Source organism: Salinimicrobium xinjiangense DSM 19287 (assembly GCF_000423585.1).
GTDB classification, from domain to species: domain Bacteria; phylum Bacteroidota; class Bacteroidia; order Flavobacteriales; family Flavobacteriaceae; genus Salinimicrobium; species Salinimicrobium xinjiangense.
Genome location: NZ_AUIG01000021.1, coordinates 17,844 through 35,493 on the forward strand (window position 1 = coordinate 17,844; position 17,650 = coordinate 35,493).

A 17,650-nucleotide genomic window follows, 5' to 3' on the forward strand; every position below is an offset into this window, starting at 1 on the left:
TCGCCAAAACCCTGATGAGAGAATTTTTGAGGCATGCCGAACTATATATGAGTTTAAAACCCAATCCGTAAATTTTTCCAAAAAAAAATCGCCGAGTTACCTCAGCGATTTATAAATCAATTTTTTGAAAATTTTATTTACTTACAAGTCCTTCGTCTCTTACACGGTGAATTACTGAAGCAATGGCATTGTCCTCAAAATCCACTTCAGAAAGCCTGTCTTCACTCCAGAAGAACCATTTACCTGTTTTAGTACCTTGGGAATATTTCCCCAGGGCTGTAGTATTTCCTTCTATGTCGTAAGAAATCCATTCTCCATGGAGTTTGCCGTTCTTATATGTTCCTTTTTGGGCTATTTGCCCATTGTCATGATAAAATGTTGCCTCTATAAGATCTCCTTGTTGACGCAATTCTTTTTTTACATCATTCTCCTGCGCCGTTACCATTCCTCCACTGAATATGGCCAAACATAACAGCAGTAGTTTAATTGTTTTCATCTCTGCCTGATTTTGAGTTCTCTCTAAAGATAAGAAAATTTTAGTTTTCCGAAACATTGAGGTAACATTAAATTAACATTGGCTCCGCAGTTGTCAGTTTTAATAATTCTTGAAATTCTTTTCGCATAATATTCAGATAACCTAGTGGTGATAGTTCTTTAATCTGAGATTAACACTACAGTTACATTACACCTCTTTCTTTGCGGCATTGAAATTCGACAAAAATGAAAAGTATTTTAACATTTGCTATAACCGTCCTTTTCACCATGGCCGTGTATGCGCAAAATCCAGAAACCGGTACTATAGCTGGAAAACTTGCAGATAAGGAAATGCAGGGGGAACCTCTTCCTTTTGCTAACGTTCTCATTAAAGGAACTACTAAAGGAGCTACTACAGATATGGATGGCCTTTATTCTCTAACTAATCTTGAGCCGGGAACTTACACTGTTGTTTTTAGCTTTTTAGGATATGAGACTTTAGAAGTGCCAAACGTAGAAGTTGTTGCAAATAAAGTTACAGAAATAAATACAGAACTTGGAAGCAGTGCGGCCTCCCTTGATGAAGTGATGATTACCACCGTATCCAGAAGAGATTCTGAAGTGGCTCTTTTACTGGATCAGAAAAAAGCAATAGCCATTAAGGAAGGTATTGGAGCCCGTGAATTAGCCAAATTGGGCATCTCTGATGCAGCTAAAGCCACAACCCGGATTTCGGGAGTGACCAGCAGTGAAGCATCGGGTGATATTTTCGTAAGAGGATTGGGTGACCGTTACTTATACACAACACTTAACGGACTTCCCATACCCTCAGACGATGTGGAAAGAAAGAATATAGACCTTGAACTTTTTTCTACCGGCGTGATCCAGAGTGTAGCTATTAGCAAGACCTACTCTTCGGGTAGTTCGGCAGACCAGGCTTCAGGTAATATTGATATTACCACCAGGGAATTGGTTGGAAAAGGTGAACTGAGTTTTGGCGCAGGTGCAGGAATAAACACCAATGTTATAAAAGAGGGAGTGTTTAATAATTTCAAGTCCTCTCCCAACATGGAGAATACAGATTTTGGTTTTTATACCGGCGGAAAGGCTTCAGAATATAAATTAATTCACCAGGACTGGAATCCCGGTACTGCCGACTTTCCAATGAATTACAAGTACAACCTTACAGCCGGAAAAAGGTTTGGACAAAAGCTTGAGGTTTTACTAACTGCGTCGCAAGACGTGGACTATCAATTTACAGAAGGAGTATTTCGGGAATTCCGCGCTAACTTTGTTACAGATACTATAACAGATGCAACTGTTTATTCCAAAACAGTGAATACAACAGGACTGGCAACTGTTGCCTATGAGCTGGATGCTAACAATAAGCTTAGGGCAAATAGCCTTTTCATCAATAAACTTTCAGACAATGTTTACGAAGGCGGAAGAAACCAGGAGGGATTCATTTTTGAAGAAACAGATCCGGGTGAAGGGCTCTCTCAATTTGTAAGAGATCAAAATACAAAACAAACCCGCCTTTGGGTCAATCAACTACTGGGAGAACACAAGCTGGGAGAAAGAAACAACCTGGATTGGGCTGCCGGACTGAACCTTGTAAATGCCGACGAACCGAACCGTATAAGAAATGAGGTCAATTTTAATGACGACGTGGTATATCTTGGAGATACCGGAGGTTACCAGCAAAGAAAAAGTTACCAGGAAATTGACGACTATGAATTTAACGGGAGGATTCAGGATAGACAGGAAATACTTACAGCCGAAAACAGGCAACTTGATCTAAATTTTGGAGGAACTTACAGATACAAAGAAAGAGATTTTATTTCACGTTTTCTTGGATTAATCGAACCTTCCAAAAGAACTTTGACTCCTTCTTCAATAGACAATCTGGAGGAAGTTTTCTCCGAAGAGAATCTTAATAATGGCACTATTAGTATCAATAATACCCTTCAGGCAGACAGGTACAGGGCTAACCTGGAATCGGCCGCAGGATTTGCCACTATTAATTTTGGCCTGGAGAAACTAAATATCAATGCCGGAGTCCGCTACCAAAAGGATGAACTTTATGTCGAGTACAACGTGGGGAACATTCCGGGAAGAACTGGCACATCAAATCTTTCCTACAATAATTTTTATCCTGCTGTCAACCTTCGTTATGCGCTAAACGACAAATCGAATCTTCGCCTCGCTGCCAGTAAAACCATTACCCTGCCTGAATTTAAAGAAGTAGCTCCTTTCGAGTACGTTTCCCAAACCGGACAGGTCACCAGAGGTAATCCTAATCTAGAGGCGTCAACAAATTACAATCTTGATCTTAAATATGAAATCTTTCCTTCTGGTGGAGAATTGTTATCCCTTACCGGATTCTACAAAAGAATAGAAGATCCAATTAATCAGGTTCAGGACAGGGGTTCTGCAGGTATCTATTCCTATTTTAATGCGGGAGACCAGGCGAAGATCTATGGACTGGAATTGGAAACAAGACTGGAACTAGTAAGAATGGAAAATGGTGCAGCCTATGACTTTAATCTTGGATTTAATGCTTCCCGTATGTGGCACTCACAAGATCTTAAGGAACTAAGAAATGAAAATGGACAACTCCTCCGCACCTTTAGATATAAAGGTCTTACAGAAACTGGGCTGCAAGGTGCATCGGATTGGATCTTTAACGGTTCTTTAAACCTGGTTGTCGGCACAGAAAATCCTTTTATGGCAAGTATTGTCGCGAATTATGCTTCAGACAAAATCTTTGCGCTTGGTGCTCCTGAAAGGCAATCAGACAGTGAAACTTTTTACAATGATGCAATTATTGAAAAAGGTTTTGTAACCCTGGACGCAGTCCTTAGTCAGGATCTGGGAGATCACTGGGGTATTAAATTCACCGGAAAAAACCTTCTAAACCCAACAGTAGAAAGAGTACAGGATGTAAGACCCTCTACAACAGGAATAGAAACTACCGAAACAGTTAGATCTTACACCAGGGGCGCAGTACTGTCGCTGGGAATTAACTACAGCTTTTAATCTTAACAAACCACTTTAAAATAAATTAATTAAAACAGACACAATGAAAAAAATGACTAAAAACTTAGCTGTCCTTTTCTTACTATTCAGCGGCTTGATATTTACAGCCTGTAGTGAGGATAACGACCCAATCATCGATAACCCACAAGTTGAAAACGATGAATTGAATGGAGAATTAAATGAAAACCTAACTCTTGATCCATCTGTAGAGTATAAACTTACAGGATCCTTTGAAGTACTTGCAGGTAATACCTTGACCATTCCAGCAGGAACTAAGATTGTGGCCAGTAAAGGCACAGAAGTTTATATAGCCATACATAAGGATGCCGATATAGTAATTAATGGTACTCAAGGCAATCCGGTTGTAATGAGGTCTGCTAATGGTCAACCCGGAGACTGGGGAGGACTTGTGATCCTTGGAAATGGAATTACTACAGAAGGAGTTGATGTAACTGCCGAAGTAGGTGGATTTAAATATGGAGGAACGAATAACAGTGACAACTCCGGAACTATTGAATATCTTGTTATTGAAGGCGCAGGAGCTCAAATAAATGCAGATTCCCAATACAACGGTTTATCCTTATATGCAGTTGGAAGCGGCACTACAATTAATAATGTAGCAATCCTTGATGGTGCCGATGACGGTATAGAATTCTTTGGAGGTGCAGTATCTGCAACTAATTTATATCTTGAAAACAACGAAGATGACTCAGTGGACTGGACCGAAGGTTGGAATGGTACAATTACAAATGTTTATGTACTTCACACTATAGGAGGTTTCTCTACTGCGATTGAGGCCGATGGAGTTAATAACAATCCACAAATCATCAACTTCACTGCTGTTTCTACAACTGGTGGAACTGCACTACAATTCAAAAAAGAATCGGGCGCTACTTTTGAAGGTCTTTCTTTAACTGGTTATGATACTTCAGTAGATATGCGAGATAATGGCCCCCTAGCCAACGTAGTTGTTGAAGGTAATGTAGCAAATCCTGAGGTGAATTATACTATTCCCGCAACTGTTTCTGCAAATGCTTTTACCTGGATCAATAACAGAAGTAGCGTAGATTCAAATATTCTTCAAGGCACAGTAGATGGAACAGTAACTCTTGATCCTGCTGTAACCTACAACCTTAACTCTTCATATATTGTTCAGGATGGAGGTAAACTGGTTATTCCTGCAGGAACAAAGATCGTTGCAAGAGACGGCGGTACAGATGTATATATCGCAGTACTTAAAGGTGGTATGATCGATATTCAGGGAACTGAAGCAAATCCTGTAGTGATCTCATCTGCCAACGGAAATCCAGGAGACTGGGGTGGACTTACAATAGTTGGAGATGCCACAACTACTGAAGGTGTTGATGCAGTAGCTGAAGTTGGCGGATTTGTTTACGGGGGTAACAATGATGAGGACAACTCGGGAAGCATAAAGTACCTTGTGATTTCAGGAACCGGAGCCCAAATCAATTCTGAATCTCAGTATAACGGCATCTCCTTTTATGCTGTTGGATCTGGCACAACCGTAGAAAATATTGCTGTACTCAGTGGAGCTGATGACGGTGTGGAATTTTTTGGAGGAACTGTATCCGCTACCAATCTTTATCTTGAAAATCTTGAAGACGACGCTGTAGACTGGACAGAAGGCTGGAATGGAACCGTTACCAATGTGTACGTTAACCACACGATAGAAAACTTCTCCACTGCAGTTGAAGCCGATGGTGCTAATGGCGATCCAAAACTGGTTAACTTTACAGCAATTTCTACTACCGGAGGGACTGCACTACAGTTCAAGAAAGAATCTGGTGCAACTATTACTAACTTATACCTGGAAGGTTACGAAAAGAATATTGATATGAGAGATGGTGGTCCTTTGGCTAATGTGAAGATAGATGGTGCGATTGCCGTACCGGAGGATGCCTATAACCTCGGATCAAAAGTTGATGTTTCAACCTGGACCTGGATTGACGCCGAACTTTAGAAATTTTCAGCAATCGCTAAAATTAGAAAAGGCTGCCTTAACGGTAGCCTTTCTTATTTTATTGCACAAAATGACACTTTAACGTTTCTTCAACTAAAAATTGGTGCGGTTTTTGAAATTTTTATTGTAATTTTGATTTGATACTTAGCTGAAAATGAAACAACTCTACTTGTACCCCCTTATGATCATTGGCCTTTTGCTGTTCGCAAATCCGGCCTTTGCGCAGGTATCTCCCGTTGAAACTCCTGTTAAAGAAGTTCCTATTGAAGGTCTTTCTATTTTTCCTAATCCTGCTTCTGGACAGAAGGTTTATATTAATACAAAGGATGGAAAAGCTAAAAAAGTAGAGATCTACAATGTACTGGGAAATGCTATTCTTTCTGCCCAGCTCATTGGAAATGAACTGAATATTTCCACTCTTGAACCCGGGGTTTACATTATGAAGATCCAGGAAGGAAAGAGCACTGCTACCCGCAAGCTCGTCGTTCGATAAATATCTCATTTAATTTATTCTTTACCTTTGCAGCTTCAACTCCGCTATGAAGCAGCCTAAGGATATATTTTCCATTACTACTGCCAAAGATTTTGACGCAAAATCTTTGCAGGTGTTCCGGTATCAGTATACTAACAACAAAGTGTACCGAAACTTCTGCGATCTGCTGGCCCGAAATCCTGAAAACGTACATGTTACTAAAAACATTCCTTTTCTACCCATTAAATTCTTCAAGTCCCATAAGGTAATTTCTTCAGAGGAAAACACAGATATTACTTTTACAAGCAGCGGAACTACCGGGCAGCAAACCAGCAAACACTACGTAACTGATCTCTCCTTTTATGAGGAAAGTTTCCTCAGGTGCTTCGGGATTTTCTACGGAAGTGTGGAAGACTATGTGGTCCTTGCCATGTTACCTTCCTATCTTGAACGCACAGGATCCTCTTTGATATACATGGTAGAGGATCTAATCCGGAGAAGTAAAAAACCTGAGAGCGGATTTCATTTACATGACCTGAATGCGCTGGTTGAAAAAATTAAGTATCTGGAGCAGAGAGGTCAGAAAGTTCTTCTTATTGGAGTTTCTTTCGCTTTACTCGACCTTGCTGAAACTTACAGCCTGGATCTTAAACATACCATTGTGATGGAAACCGGAGGCATGAAAGGCCGCAGAAAAGAGATGATCAGGGCTGAACTTCACGAGACCTTAAGGAGAGGATTAGGTGTGGAAAACATCCACAGTGAATATGGAATGACCGAATTACTTTCCCAGGCATACGCCCTCAAAAATGGCATTTTTGAATGTCCTCCATGGATGAAGCTGCTTATTCGTGATCCCGAAGACGCCCTTAGCTGGCTACCAAACGGGAAATCTGGCGGAATTAACGTTATTGATCTTGCCAATATTAACTCCTGCTCTTTTATCGCCACCCAGGATCTGGGAAAGAATCTAGAGGATGGAAAAACAGAGATATTAGGCCGTTTCGACAACAGCGACATCCGGGGTTGCAACCTGATGGTTTTTTAACACAAAAATTTTTTTGGTACCTGTAAGGAATTGATTTTCTGCCGACTTACTGTTCGGTTAGATTATGTTTTCATAATTGGTTGGTTAGTTAGTAGCCCCCTTCGCTCTCTAAAGCAAGGGGGCTTACTTATTCTATTCAACCCTTAAAATATAGGTATTCCTCTTTCCTTTATTAATGATCACGTACTTGTTATTAAGCAGGTCCTGAGGTGTGATGACATAATCTTCAGAAACTTTCTCTTTGTTTACAGAAATAGAATTCTCTTTTAAGGCTCTGCGCGCTTCGCCATTTGAACTCAGGAATTCTGTTTTGGCCGAAAGTGCAGCGATCATATCCAAACCTGCCTCTACCTCTTCCCTGTCCACTTTAGCTTGTGGCACTCCTTCAAAAACGTCGAGGAAAGTTGCTTCATTCAACTTCTTTAGATCCTGAGCAGTACTTTTTCCGAATAAAACTTCAGATGCCTGTACAGCATTGTCGTACTCTTCTCTGGAATGTACCATTATTGTGATCTCTTCGGCAAGTTTACGCTGTAACTGCCGCAGGTGAGGTGCTTCAGCATGTTCTTTTACAAGGTTTTCAATCTCTTCTTTGGAAAGGAAGGTGAAGATCTTGATAAAACGCTCTGCATCCTCGTCACTTGTATTCAGCCAGTACTGGTAAAATTTATAGGGAGAAGTCCTTTCAGAATCCAGCCAAATGTTTCCTGATTCACTCTTTCCAAATTTGGAACCATCCGCCTTGGTGATCAGCGGACAGGTGAGAGCGTAACCCTTTCCATCCCCGATTCTGCGAATAAGCTCTGTCCCGGTGGTAATATTTCCCCACTGGTCACTGCCACCCATTTGCAGGGTACAATCAAGTTCCCTGTAAAGATGTAGGAAATCATAGCCCTGTACCAACTGATAAGTAAATTCAGTAAAAGACATGCCTTCGGAAGCATCTGAAGAAAGTCTTTTTTTGACACTCTCCTTGGACATCATATAATTCACTGTAATGTGCTTCCCAACATCCCGAATGAATTCCAGAAAACTGAAATTTTTCATCCAGTCATAGTTGTTCACCATTACAGCAGCATTCTCCTGGTCACTTTCAAAATCAAGAAATCGGGATAACTGATTTTTTAGGGCATTCTGGTTTTGCAACAAAGTCGCCTCATCAAGAAGGTTTCTTTCATTAGATTTTCCTGAAGGATCTCCAATCATTCCCGTCGCACCACCTACCAGTGCCACAGGCCGGTGACCTGCCTCCTGCAGGTGCTTGAGCATCATTACTCCCACCAGGTGACCTATATGTAGAGAATCGGCAGTTGGATCAATCCCCACATAGGCAGAGCGAAACCCTTCCATTAGGTGCTCTTCGGTACCGGGCATTACATCATGGATCATCCCTCTCCAGGTCAATTCTTCAACAAAATTCTTTCTCATTTTAATACTTTTCAAATAAAAACAGCCGTAAAGATACCATAAACCATCATTTTTCCTACCCGCTTTTAACTATATTTACCCCATGATTTTAGTTACCGGAGGCACAGGATTAGTGGGTTCGCATTTGCTGCTGGATCTTATTTCAGAGGGAAAAAATGTGCGGGCAATATACCGCACTCAGGAAAGTCTTGAGGCTGTAAAAAAGGTTTTCTCCTATACACATCCGGAAGCTGAAGCCCTTGAGCTTTTCGATAAAATTGAATGGCAGAAGGCTGATATTACCGATGTACCATCTCTCGCCCCGGCTTTTGAGAATGTGGATCTGGTGTACCACTGTGCAGCCATGGTATCTTTCGATACCTCAAAAGATAATGAACTGCGAAAGGTCAACATTGAAGGAACTGCCAACGTGGTCAACTTTTGCATTAAAAATGAAGTAAAAAAACTTTGTTTTGTTAGTTCCATTGCAACTTTTGACCTCAAACCCGGAGAAAAGGAAATTACCGAAACCTCGTTCTGGAATAAGGAACTAAACCATAGCATGTACGCCATCACCAAATACGGAGCAGAAATGGAAGTGTGGCGGGCAAGTCAGGAGGGCATCCCCGTTATCATAGTTAATCCCGGAGTCATTATTGGCCCAGGTTTCTGGAATAGTGGCAGTGGAAAGATATTTTCAAAAGTAAATTCCGGACTTGATTATCACTTCCCTAAAACCACAGGTTTTGTCGGGGTTTGGGATGTGGTAAAAGTCATGCAGCTATTAATGTATTCTTCTGTGAGGAATGAGGAGTTTATTTTAGTATCAGAAAATCTTTCCTTTAAAAAGGTCTTTGAAATGACCGCAGAAGAACTTGGAAAACCTGCACCCTCTAAAAGGCTAAAAAAATGGATGGTTTTCACCGGCTGGATCTGGCAGGAGGCTTCCGGGGTATTCTCTAACAGGGAAAAACATCTTGATAGCAGGTCTTCAAAAAGCCTTTTTCAGCACAGCTTTTATTCTGCTGAAAAAATTAAAGCTGAATTGAATTATAATTTTCAACCTGTGCACCAGGTGATTGAACGTACTTCAAAGATGTTCAAAGAGGAACACACTACCTGACGGTATCCTGAAAAACTTTTCTTTCTCTCTTTCGCGAAACCGGTTGTGGCAGATTAATCAAAATCGTGTCCTGAAGCAGGGAATCGACCTGTCTCTTGTTAAGGGTATCAGATTTAATTAGCTTTCTTATTGAATCCTGCCTCTTTTCTTCAACTTCCCTGATGGAATCATACTTCTGCATAAGCGTTTCCAGCCTTACTTTCACCTTGTCATAGATCCTTTGGTACTGCTTGTAATTTTCTGCATAATAATTATTACTCCGCACCAGTTGCACGCTGTCTATCCCAAATTTCTCCATAAGGTATGGATAGGGATTAATTCCCTTTTCCTCCATAAGAGCCTTGTTATAACTGCGGGCACCGTGAAGCAGGGAGATCTCGGTTAGCACGTCCACCATCTTATTCTCGGGTATGAGATCGTCAGGTTTGGGGGTGCGGTTAATTTCCTGACAGGAAACAATTACAGAAAAGATAACTATGACTGAGACTATCTTCTTCATATTAACGGTCAAACGTGAGACGTTCGGCTTTGACAAATGAATTAAATTTAAAGTTCCTGTACACCAGGTTTCCATTTACAAAGGTATGGGTCACACGAGATTTAAAGGTGATTCCTTCAAAGGGGGACCAGCCGCATTTGTATAAGGTATTGCCGGGTTGTACCGCCCAGGGGGCGTTAAGATCCACCAAAACAAGGTCTGCCTTATAACCTTCCTTTATAAAACCACGTTTTTCAATATCAAACAAAATAGCAGGATTGTGACAGAATTTTTCCACTATTTTTTCAAGACTAATCTTTCCCTGATGATGCATTTGCAACAAGGCAGGTAAAGCATGCTGTACCAAAGGCCCTCCACTGGGTGCTTTTGTGTAAACATTCTTTTTCTCTTCCTTGGTATGTGGAGCATGATCTGTAGCCAGAACATCAATTTTGTTTTCTATGAGACCTTTTAGAAGGGCATCCTGATCTTTTTTAGTTTTTACAGCCGGATTCCATTTAATAAAAGTTCCTTTTTTCTGGTAATCTTCCTCATTAAACCATAGATGGTGAATACAAACTTCTGCTGTGATCTTTTTGTCCTTCAGTGCTTTTTTACTGTCAAAGAGTTTCAATTCTTTTGCGGTAGAAAGATGAAATACATGAAGTCTTGCCCCGGTTTTTTTTGCAAGGGCAACTGCCCTTGAAGAAGAAATGTAGCAAGCTTCTTCACTCCTGATCTTTGGATGCAACTCTATGGGAATATCCTCCCCATAACGCTCTATACATTCCTGAAGATTATTTTGAATTGTCTTCTCATCTTCACAATGAGCTGCAATTATTACAGGAGATTCTTTAAAGATATTTTCCAGCACCTTCTCATCATCAACAAGCATATTTCCAGTAGAAGATCCGAGAAAAAGCTTAAGGGCCGGGACCTTTTTGGGATCTATTTTCCTTATCTCTTCAAGGTTATCATTGGTTCCCCCAAACATAAAACCATAATTGGCATAAGAGGTTTCTTCTGCAATCTTATATTTTTCCTCAAGCAACTCAATGGTAGTGGTTTGAGGCTGGGTATTAGGCATTTCGAAATAAGAGGTGATACCTCCTGCAACTGCAGCCCGGGAACCGGTCTCAATATTTTCTTTGTGAGTCAATCCCGGCTCCCTGAAATGAACCTGATCATCGATCAAGCCCGGAAAAAGATAATTCCCCTCGGCATCAACTATAGTAAGATCAGGAGATTTGGCACTAATACTCGTAGCAATCTCTTTTATATATCCTTCCTCAATAAAAACATCCCCTTCGAAGATCTCCCCTTCATTGACAATCTTTGCATTCTTAATTAAAACCTTCTTCATTATATTGTCATCTTGTTAAACAAGCTATTAATTTTCATTTTCACTACTCCAAATACCGCCTCCCATATAATGGAGCCGCTCATTTTGGATGTACCTCTTGTACGGTCGGTAAAAATAACCGGCACTTCCACAATCTTAAATTGAGAAAGATATGCTTTAAACTTCATTTCAATTTGAAAAGCATAACCTACAAATTTAATTTTGTCAAGGTGAATTCTTTCCAGGACTTCCCTTTTGTAACATACAAATCCCGCTGTAGTATCTTCTACAGGCATTGCAGTTATTAACCTCACATACTTCGAGGCCAACCAGGAAAGCAGTACCCTGCTCATTGGCCAGTTTACAACATTCACACCGGTCTTGTAACGGGAACCGACTGCGACGTCCGCCCCACCACGACTACAGGCATTATATAGCCGGATAAGATCATTCGGGTTGTGAGAAAAATCGGCATCCATTTGAAAGATGTACCGGTATTCTCCTTTCAGCACCCACTTAAATCCTTCAATATAGGCCGTACCCAGACCGGATTTCCCTTTGCGCTCTATTAAAAATAATTGATCCTGATAGGTCGGCTGAAGTGATTTTACAATCTCCGCAGTTTTATCGGGAGAGCTATCATCCACCACCAAAATATGAAAATTGCGCTGGAGAGAAAATACATTCCTGATGATCCGCTCAATATTCTCTTTTTCGTTATAGGTGGGTATTATAACGATCCCATCTGGCATAAAATACTTTTGGACAAATGTAACTATTTTTAAAGTTTAGGATTCAGTTTTAAGATGTCTTTTAATCGTTTATATTTTACCTTTGTAGAAAATAAATTTATTGGAAGCTATAGAAAGACACGCAGTTTCACAAGACTGGATCACCTTATTAATGGTGCTGGCTTTTGTGTTACTGGTGGTGGCCAAATATGTATTTTCCCAGCGTTTTGCTCACTTCACTATGTTATTTGCCACAGATAAGTACCTCCTGCTTAAAGGTAAGGATCCTAATCTTTTTCACCCTTTCAATATTGTAATGTTTGCAGTTAATGTAATTTCTGTAGGTTTATTCATCTACATTTTCTACCTCACCTTTGCAGATCCTTCTCCCGAAAGACCAAAAGTTTTGTTCCTGCGCATTGTAACCGCATATACTGCTTTTGTCCTGCTAAAGTTCTCTCTCGAAAAAATAATTGCAGATGTCATTTCCGTAAATCAAAGGATGAACTATTACCTGTTTTATAAGCTCAGTTACCGGAATTTCATGTCTCTGATTCTCTTGCCGGTAGTTATCTTCCTAATCTATGTTTGGCACCCTACCAGTTTAATATTATTCATCATTCTTGGAATTATCCTGCTCATGAATTTTATAACTCTGATAAGCGTGTTCAGAAAAAACAGCCAGTTTATTTTCAACAATTGGTTTTATTTTATTTTGTATCTTTGCGCACTTGAAATTGGCCCCTATTATATTTTATATAAGACGGTTACCAGCTTGCAGGGCGAATAAAAAAAATGTATATGAAAGTGAAAACAATTTTGGTTTCCCAGCCAGAACCGAAGGTTGAAAATTCTCCTTATTTTGATCTTGAAGAAAAACAAAAAGTTAAGATAGACTTCATCCCTTTTATTCATGTTGAAGGGGTCTCTTCAAAGGATGTAAGACAACAAAAGGTAGATCTTTCAAACTATACTGCCATTATACTCACCAGCCGTAACTCTGTAGATCATTTTTTCAGAATTGCCGAAGAAATGAGGTTCAAAGTACCCGATACGCTTAAATATTTTTGTCAAAGTGAGGCAGTAGCTTATTACCTGCAGAAGTATGTAGTATATAGAAAGAGAAAGATTTATGTGGGAAAAAGAACATTTGCCGAGCTTTCTCCTCTTATAAAAAAATATAAAAACGAGAAGTTCCTTTTACCATCCTCAGACATGCTGAAACCGGATGTTCCCAAAACCCTGAACAAGTTAGGAGTGGATTGGAAGAAAGCGATATTTTATAAAACCGTAGTCAGTGATCTTTCACATCTTAGGGAGGTATTTTACGATATTCTGGTGTTTTTTAGCCCCAGCGGGATTAAATCTTTGTTCGAAAACTTTCCTGATTTTAAACAGAAGGATACCAAAATTGCTGTTTTCGGAAATACTACAGTAAAAGCTGCAAAAGAACATGGTCTAGTAGTAAACATTCAGGCACCAACGCCCGAAACTCCCTCTATGACGATGGCTCTTGAAAAATACATTAAAGAACAAAATAAGAAGGTTCAATAAAAGATCTTCTCATAGAAATAAAAAACCGGCAGTTGCCGGTTTTTTTTATTGATTACAATACAAGGATTACGAGGCATTTGGTGCGCCCGCCATAATTTCTGCATTTGCCTGTTTTTCAAATTTCTGAAAATTCTGCTGGAAGGAAGTAGCCAGGGTCTTCGCTTTTCTATCGTAGGCCTCTTTATCTCTCCATGTATTCCGCGGATTCAAGACCTCAGAAGGCACATTTTCACATTCAAGAGGCATCTGCAAACCAAAAATCGGATGCTCCTGGAATTCTACATTTTCCAGTTTCCCCTCAAGGGCAGAGGAGATCATTTCTCTGGTATATCTTAACTTCATTCTGGAACCAACACCATAAGGTCCTCCGGTCCATCCGGTATTAACAAGCCATACATTTACATTATTCTCCTTCATTTTGGCACTTAACATTTCTGCATATTTGGTGGGGTGCAGGGGCATGAATGGTGCTCCAAAACAAGCAGAAAAACTTGGCACCGGTTCATCAACTCCGGCTTCTGTTCCGGCTACTTTGGCCGTATATCCACTAATAAAGTGATAGGCTGCCTGGCCCGGGGTAAGTTTACTAATTGGAGGCAATACTCCAAAAGCATCTGCTGTGAGAAAAAAGATATTCTTCGGATTCTCCCCTATAGAGGGCTCCTGTATGTTGTCAATGTGATAAATGGGGTAACTCACCCTTGTATTTTGAGTGATATCGGTGTTTTCAAAATCCACTTCTCCATTATTATCAAGGATGACATTTTCCAGAATGGCTCCCGGTCTTATTGCCCGAAAGATATCCGGTTCATTTTCTTCGGTAAGATTGATCACCTTAGCATAACAACCCCCTTCAAAATTAAATACCCGGTTTTCTTTAGTCCATCCATGCTCATCATCCCCTATTAGCTTTCTCTCAGGATCTGCCGAAAGGGTTGTTTTCCCTGTACCCGATAAACCGAAAAAAATAGCTGTATCTCCATCCTCTCCCACATTGGCAGAACAGTGCATGGGTAAGGTGTTCTTATCTACCGGAAGGATAAAGTTCAAGGCAGAAAAAATTCCTTTCTTGATTTCTCCTGTATATCCTGTACCTCCTATTAAAGCGATCTTTTTAGTGAAGTTCAATATGGCGAAGTTGTGCTGCCGAGTTCCATCTACTTCAGGATCTGCTTTAAAACCTGGGGCATTGACCACCAGCCAGTCCTCTTTGAAATTATCCAGCTCGTTATCCTCTGGACGAAGGAACATATTATAGGCAAATAAATTTGACCATGGATATTCGTTGATCACCCTGATGTTTAGTCTGTAGTCATCATCTGCACATGCATAGGAGTCACGTGCGAAGACTTCTTTGCCCGACAGATAGTCTGTGACTTTTTCATAAAGAGCATCAAATTTTCCCGGATCAAAAGGGATATTGATATCTCCCCACCAGACCCTGTCTTTGGTAATATCATCCTCTACTATGAACCTGTCCTTGGGAGATCTTCCTGTAAATTCTCCTGTATTGACAGCCAAAGCCCCCGAAGAAGCTTCTACTCCCTGTCCTTTTTCAATTGTGATCTCATGTAGCTCCTGTGGAGAGAGTTGATAATGGATTTCTGCATTAGTAATACCATACTGCTCCAGCGCAATCGTTTTCGTAAGTCGTTTTTTAGCCAACATAAAAAGTTTAGTTGTGTGGTTTGTTTAGGGGAACAAAAGTAGAAAAACTTAGAAAGAAACAGCGGGAGCTATTTTCTTTTATTTCTTTTTTAACTTAAAGAAGCTGATTAGTAACACAATCCATGCGAAAATCATCAACATTCCTCCAACAGGTGTTATAAGGGCAATTACCCGAAAATCAAATGAAGTGAGGCTATTAGTGGCTAAAAGGTAAATTGAACCGGAAAAAAACAACACCCCAAAAACTGTTAAGTAGAAGCAAATTTTTTTAACTTTTTCTGAGGCTACAGGTAGTCCTCCCAAAAACAGAAGAAATAAAGCATTGTACATCTGGTATTTAACTCCTGTTTCAAAAGTTTCTAAACTTTCCAGGCCTATTGCTGATTTTAAACCATGAGCAGCAAATGCTCCAAATATAATTGCTGTTACCCCAAATATTCCGCCGGCTATTAATAAGCTCCTGTTCATAGTATAATTTTTAAAGACGCCTCCAATTAATTACATTCGTTATCCAAACAATTAACAAACATACTCAAAGTTTAGCCTTATGCGCAAAATTCTTATCATAGGTGCGGGGAAATCCACATCTGTCCTCATTGAATATTTATTACAAAAATCTGAAAGCGAAAACATCGAGATCATCATCGGAGATCTCATTGTGGAAAACGCCCGGAAACTTGCAGGAGAACATCGCAGGGCAAGAGCGATGCAACTGGATATTTTTGAGAAAAACGAAAGAGAACAGGCTGTTCAGGATGCCGATCTTGTAATATCCATGCTTCCGGCAAGATTTCACATAGAAGTAGCCAAAGACTGTCTAAGGTTTGGGCGGAATATGGTTACAGCTTCTTATGTGAGTGATGAAATGCAGCAACTGGATGAGGAGGTTAGGAAGAAAGGTCTGGTATTTATGAACGAGATAGGGGTAGATCCGGGAATAGATCATATGAGTGCAATGAAGGTTATTGACCGTATTCGTCAACAGGGCGGAAAAATGCTGCTTTTCGAATCTTTTACCGGCGGACTGGTTGCTCCCGAAAGTGATACGAATCTCTGGAACTATAAATTTACCTGGAATCCCAGAAACGTAGTAGTTGGGGGACAAGGGGGCGTAGCGAAATTTTTACAGGAGGGGAAGTTCAAATATATCCCATACAACCGTCTCTTTAGAAGGACCGAATTTCTGGAGGTTAAGAAGTATGGGAAATTTGAGGTCTATGCCAACAGGAATTCTCTCAAATATAAAAGCATATACGGACTCGATGATATCCTCACATTATATCGTGGAACTATACGGCGGGTAGGCTTCAGCCGTGCATGGAATATGTTTGTGCAACTGGGGATGACAGATGACAGTTACACCATGGAAAATTCCGAAGAGATGAGCTACCGTGATTTTGTCAATTCCTTTCTTCCATATTCCCCTACAGATTCAGTAGAATTAAAATTCAGACACAACCTCAAAATAGATCAGGATGACATCATGTGGGATAAACTTCTGGAACTTGATATTTTCAATCCGGATAAGAAAGTTGGTCTAAAAAACGCGACCCCGGCAGAGATCCTGCAGAAGATATTAATGGAAAAATGGACCCTTTCTCCCGAAGACAAAGACATGATCGTTATGTATCACAAATTTGGCTACGAGATCAATGGGGAACAAAAACAAATTGATTCCACCATGGTACATATCGGAGAGGATCAAACCCGCACTGCTATGGCACGAACAGTAGGATTACCTGTAGGTATAGCAGCGCTAAAGATCCTTAACGGCACAATTTCTACCCCGGGAGTACAAATTCCTATCACAAAAGAGATTTATGACCCTATCCTGAAGGAACTGGAAGAGAATGGAATTTCCTTTAAGGAAGAAAAAAAAGAATACCTGGGATACAACCCTTTTGGAGAGGTAGGGAATTAATATTCAGGCACCTGTAACTGATCCTTATCAGGTTCTGAGAGTTTTTACTTTTATTATTTGGAACAATTCTGAATAAGATATACATTTGTCGGCAGAATGAATCTGCTGTACAAGTCATATTATTTTGCCTCCTACCAATGTGATCACAGTCGTAGTTTTTACATCGACTTTGGCCACAAACAGGTTAAACTTAGCTTTTGCCAGCTCCTGGCCATAAGGCAAAAGGTGCAGGCGATCGATTTATCCTCTCACTTTGACAAGGACCTTAATTACAGCGGAATTGAAATCCTAAGCCTTTGTAACCGGGAACATTTGTTTGTATTTGATACTTTACAGGTGATCGATCTTAAGCAACTCCTCAAAGCCACTTTTGGTGTCCTGGAACTCAATTCCCTGGTAGCTCATTAAACTC

General features: G+C 40.3%; 16 protein-coding genes. 9 read left to right on the top strand and 7 right to left on the bottom strand.

Annotated elements, in window-relative coordinates; genetic code table 11:
* Positions 1–133 precede the first annotated feature (133 nt).
* On the bottom strand, positions 134–496 hold the full coding sequence (locus G564_RS0108535; RefSeq protein ID WP_037373751.1) for a toxin-antitoxin system YwqK family antitoxin: 363 nt from the start codon (positions 494–496) through the stop codon (positions 134–136).
* Between the two features lie 224 nt (positions 497–720).
* Between G564_RS0108535 and G564_RS0108540 the strand changes: the two genes are divergently transcribed.
* The 4 genes from G564_RS0108540 (at position 721) to G564_RS0108555 (ending at position 7,014) form a co-directional block, all read left to right on the top strand.
* Positions 721–3,513 carry a TonB-dependent receptor gene (locus G564_RS0108540; RefSeq protein WP_029037293.1) on the top strand — a complete coding sequence of 931 codons (2,793 nt, stop codon included), beginning with the start codon at positions 721–723 and terminating at the stop codon, positions 3,511–3,513.
* Positions 3,514–3,556: 43 nt separating this feature from the next.
* Complete coding sequence (locus tag G564_RS0108545; RefSeq protein WP_029037294.1) at positions 3,557–5,494, top strand: hypothetical protein; 1,938 nt, start codon at positions 3,557–3,559, stop codon at positions 5,492–5,494.
* Between the two features lie 154 nt (positions 5,495–5,648).
* Positions 5,649–5,987: a T9SS type A sorting domain-containing protein gene (locus tag G564_RS0108550; protein ID WP_029037295.1), complete on the top strand. Its 339-nt coding sequence runs from the start codon at positions 5,649–5,651 to the stop codon at positions 5,985–5,987.
* A 46-nt stretch (positions 5,988–6,033) separates the two neighbouring features.
* Positions 6,034–7,014, top strand: coding sequence for a LuxE/PaaK family acyltransferase (locus G564_RS0108555; protein ID WP_029037296.1), 981 nt, complete (start codon positions 6,034–6,036; stop codon positions 7,012–7,014).
* 132 nt (positions 7,015–7,146) lie between these two features.
* On the opposite strand, the gene tyrS is transcribed toward G564_RS0108555, so the two are convergent.
* Entirely contained in the window at positions 7,147–8,442 is a 1,296-nt protein-coding gene (gene tyrS, locus G564_RS0108560; RefSeq protein ID WP_029037297.1) for a tyrosine--tRNA ligase, read from the bottom strand.
* A gap of 82 nt (positions 8,443–8,524) precedes the next feature.
* On the opposite strand from tyrS, the gene G564_RS0108565 reads away from it, so the two are divergent.
* Entirely contained in the window at positions 8,525–9,544 is a 1,020-nt protein-coding gene (locus G564_RS0108565) for an NAD-dependent epimerase/dehydratase family protein (protein WP_029037298.1), read from the top strand.
* Here G564_RS0108565 and G564_RS18930 read toward each other — a convergent pair.
* The 3 genes from G564_RS18930 to G564_RS0108580 are packed head-to-tail and all read right to left on the bottom strand — an operon-like array spanning position 9,537 to position 12,116.
* Positions 9,537–10,043 carry a DUF4296 domain-containing protein gene (locus G564_RS18930; protein WP_051205371.1) on the bottom strand — a complete coding sequence of 169 codons (507 nt, stop codon included), beginning with the start codon at positions 10,041–10,043 and terminating at the stop codon, positions 9,537–9,539. The genes G564_RS0108565 and G564_RS18930 overlap by 8 nt on opposite strands.
* A gap of 1 nt (position 10,044) precedes the next feature.
* A complete protein-coding gene (locus G564_RS0108575; protein ID WP_029037299.1) occupies positions 10,045–11,385 on the bottom strand; it encodes a dihydroorotase in 1,341 nt (446 codons plus the stop codon).
* Positions 11,385–12,116: a polyprenol monophosphomannose synthase gene (locus G564_RS0108580; RefSeq protein WP_029037300.1), complete on the bottom strand. Its 732-nt coding sequence runs from the start codon at positions 12,114–12,116 to the stop codon at positions 11,385–11,387. The genes G564_RS0108575 and G564_RS0108580 overlap by 1 nt, the downstream gene beginning before the upstream one ends.
* 100 nt (positions 12,117–12,216) lie before the next feature.
* Between G564_RS0108580 and G564_RS0108585 the strand changes: the two genes are divergently transcribed.
* Both G564_RS0108585 and G564_RS0108590 read left to right on the top strand, forming a co-directional pair.
* Positions 12,217–12,885: a DUF4271 domain-containing protein gene (locus G564_RS0108585; RefSeq protein WP_029037301.1), complete on the top strand. Its 669-nt coding sequence runs from the start codon at positions 12,217–12,219 to the stop codon at positions 12,883–12,885.
* Between the two features lie 11 nt (positions 12,886–12,896).
* Positions 12,897–13,649 carry a uroporphyrinogen-III synthase gene (locus G564_RS0108590; protein WP_029037302.1) on the top strand — a complete coding sequence of 251 codons (753 nt, stop codon included), beginning with the start codon at positions 12,897–12,899 and terminating at the stop codon, positions 13,647–13,649.
* A gap of 66 nt (positions 13,650–13,715) precedes the next feature.
* Here the strand turns inward: G564_RS0108590 and pckA are convergent, their stop codons facing one another.
* Complete coding sequence (gene pckA / locus G564_RS0108595; RefSeq protein ID WP_029037303.1) at positions 13,716–15,317, bottom strand: phosphoenolpyruvate carboxykinase (ATP); 1,602 nt, start codon at positions 15,315–15,317, stop codon at positions 13,716–13,718.
* 78 nt (positions 15,318–15,395) lie between these two features.
* On the bottom strand, positions 15,396–15,785 hold the full coding sequence (locus tag G564_RS0108600) for a DUF423 domain-containing protein (protein WP_029037304.1): 390 nt from the start codon (positions 15,783–15,785) through the stop codon (positions 15,396–15,398).
* Positions 15,786–15,864: 79 nt separating this feature from the next.
* Between G564_RS0108600 and G564_RS0108605 the strand changes: the two genes are divergently transcribed.
* Both G564_RS0108605 and G564_RS0108610 read left to right on the top strand, forming a co-directional pair.
* Positions 15,865–17,238 (top strand): saccharopine dehydrogenase family protein, encoded by a 1,374-nt coding sequence (locus tag G564_RS0108605; protein ID WP_029037305.1) that lies wholly within the window; start codon positions 15,865–15,867, stop codon positions 17,236–17,238.
* 96 nt (positions 17,239–17,334) lie between these two features.
* The gene (locus G564_RS0108610) at positions 17,335–17,646 is read left to right on the top strand and encodes a hypothetical protein (protein ID WP_029037306.1); all 312 of its coding nucleotides are present in this window, start codon (positions 17,335–17,337) and stop codon (positions 17,644–17,646) included.
* Positions 17,647–17,650 lie beyond the last annotated feature (4 nt).

Excerpts from the sequence above, each read along its gene's own strand:
- G564_RS0108555 (WP_029037296.1), top strand. The coding sequence starts at position 6,034 with ATGAAGCAGCCTAAGGATATATTTTCCATTACTACTGCCAAAGATTTT.
- G564_RS0108535 (WP_037373751.1), bottom strand. The coding sequence starts at position 496 with ATGAAAACAATTAAACTACTGCTGTTATGTTTGGCCATATTCAGTGGA.
- G564_RS0108540 (WP_029037293.1), top strand. The coding sequence starts at position 721 with ATGAAAAGTATTTTAACATTTGCTATAACCGTCCTTTTCACCATGGCC.
- G564_RS18930 (WP_051205371.1), bottom strand. The coding sequence starts at position 10,043 with ATGAAGAAGATAGTCTCAGTCATAGTTATCTTTTCTGTAATTGTTTCC.
- pckA (WP_029037303.1), bottom strand. The coding sequence starts at position 15,317 with ATGTTGGCTAAAAAACGACTTACGAAAACGATTGCGCTGGAGCAGTAT.
- G564_RS0108610 (WP_029037306.1), top strand. The coding sequence starts at position 17,335 with ATGAATCTGCTGTACAAGTCATATTATTTTGCCTCCTACCAATGTGAT.
- G564_RS0108565 (WP_029037298.1), top strand. The coding sequence starts at position 8,525 with ATGATTTTAGTTACCGGAGGCACAGGATTAGTGGGTTCGCATTTGCTG.
- G564_RS0108580 (WP_029037300.1), bottom strand. The coding sequence starts at position 12,116 with ATGCCAGATGGGATCGTTATAATACCCACCTATAACGAAAAAGAGAAT.
- G564_RS0108575 (WP_029037299.1), bottom strand. The coding sequence starts at position 11,385 with ATGAAGAAGGTTTTAATTAAGAATGCAAAGATTGTCAATGAAGGGGAG.
- G564_RS0108545 (WP_029037294.1), top strand. The coding sequence starts at position 3,557 with ATGAAAAAAATGACTAAAAACTTAGCTGTCCTTTTCTTACTATTCAGC.
- G564_RS0108590 (WP_029037302.1), top strand. The coding sequence starts at position 12,897 with ATGAAAGTGAAAACAATTTTGGTTTCCCAGCCAGAACCGAAGGTTGAA.
- tyrS (WP_029037297.1), bottom strand. The coding sequence starts at position 8,442 with ATGAGAAAGAATTTTGTTGAAGAATTGACCTGGAGAGGGATGATCCAT.
- G564_RS0108550 (WP_029037295.1), top strand. The coding sequence starts at position 5,649 with ATGAAACAACTCTACTTGTACCCCCTTATGATCATTGGCCTTTTGCTG.
- G564_RS0108600 (WP_029037304.1), bottom strand. The coding sequence starts at position 15,785 with ATGAACAGGAGCTTATTAATAGCCGGCGGAATATTTGGGGTAACAGCA.
- G564_RS0108605 (WP_029037305.1), top strand. The coding sequence starts at position 15,865 with ATGCGCAAAATTCTTATCATAGGTGCGGGGAAATCCACATCTGTCCTC.